Below are 1379 nucleotides of genomic sequence, written 5' to 3' on the forward strand. Positions count from 1 at the left end.
TGAGCTGGGTGTGGCCGCAGAGACCAGCGAGAAGCGACTGTTTACTAAAAACACAGGTCCGTGCGAAGCCGTAAGGCGATGTATACGGACTGACGCCTGCCCGGTGCTGGAACGTTAAGGGGACCGGTTAGCTCACTTTCGGGTGGGCGAAGCTGAGAACTTAAGCGCCAGTAAACGGCGGTGGTAACTATAACCATCCTAAGGTAGCGAAATTCCTTGTCGGGTAAGTTCCGACCTGCACGAATGGCGTAACGACTTCTCGACTGTCTCAACCATAGGCCCGGTGAAATTGCACTACGAGTAAAGATGCTCGTTTCGCGCAGCAGGACGGAAAGACCCCGGGACCTTTACTATAGTTTGATATTGGTGTTCGGTTCGGCTTGTGTAGGATAGCTGGGAGACTGTGAAGCGATCACGCCAGTGGTTGTGGAGTCGTTGTTGAAATACCAGTCTGGTCGTGCTGGATGTCTAACCTGGGTCCGTGATCCGGATCAGGGACAGTGTCTGATGGGTAGTTTAACTGGGGCGGTTGCCTCCTAAAGAGTAACGGAGGCGCCCAAAGGTTCCCTCAGCCTGGTTGGTAATCAGGTGTTGAGTGTAAGTGCACAAGGGAGCTTGACTGTGAGACCGACGGGTCGAGCAGGGACGAAAGTCGGGACTAGTGATCCGGCGGTGGCTTGTGGAAGCGCCGTCGCTCAACGGATAAAAGGTACCCCGGGGATAACAGGCTGATCTTCCCCAAGAGTCCATATCGACGGGATGGTTTGGCACCTCGATGTCGGCTCGTCGCATCCTGGGGCTGGAGTCGGTCCCAAGGGTTGGGCTGTTCGCCCATTAAAGCGGTACGCGAGCTGGGTTTAGAACGTCGTGAGACAGTTCGGTCCCTATCCGCTGTGCGCGTAGGAGTCTTGAGAAGGGCTGTCCCTAGTACGAGAGGACCGGGACGGACGAACCTCTGGTGTGCCAGTTGTTCTGCCAAGGGCATGGCTGGTTGGCTACGTTCGGGAGGGATAACCGCTGAAAGCATCTAAGCGGGAAGCCTGCTTCGAGATGAGGACTCCCACCCACTTGATGGGGTAAGGCTCCCAGTAGACGACTGGGTTGATAGGCCGGATATGGAAGCTCGGTGACGGGTGGAGTTGACCGGTACTAATAGGCCGAGGGCTTGTCCTCAGTTGCTCGCGTCCACTGTGTTGGTTCTGAAACCATGAACAGCCCCATTCTCTGGTGAGGGTGGTGTGGCGTTTACAGTTTCATAGTGTTTCGGTGGTTATAGCGTGAGGGAAACGCCCGGTTACATTCCGAACCCGGAAGCTAAGCCTTACAGCGCCGATGGTACTGCAGGGGGGACCCTGTGGGAGAGTAGGACGCCGCCGAAC

General features: G+C 56.2%; 2 rRNA genes (1 of these 2 cut by a window edge). Both read left to right on the top strand.

From position 1 onward, the window contains the following. A 23S ribosomal RNA gene (locus ACFYPJ_RS38975) occupies positions 1-1173 on the top strand; it begins 2016 nt to the left of the window's first position. Between the two features lie 89 nt (positions 1174-1262). Continuing rightward, positions 1263-1379, top strand: a 5S ribosomal RNA gene (rrf, locus tag ACFYPJ_RS38980).

The sequence above is a fragment of the Streptomyces sp. NPDC006012 genome, from assembly GCF_042871185.1.
GTDB lineage: Bacteria > Actinomycetota > Actinomycetes > Streptomycetales > Streptomycetaceae > Streptomyces.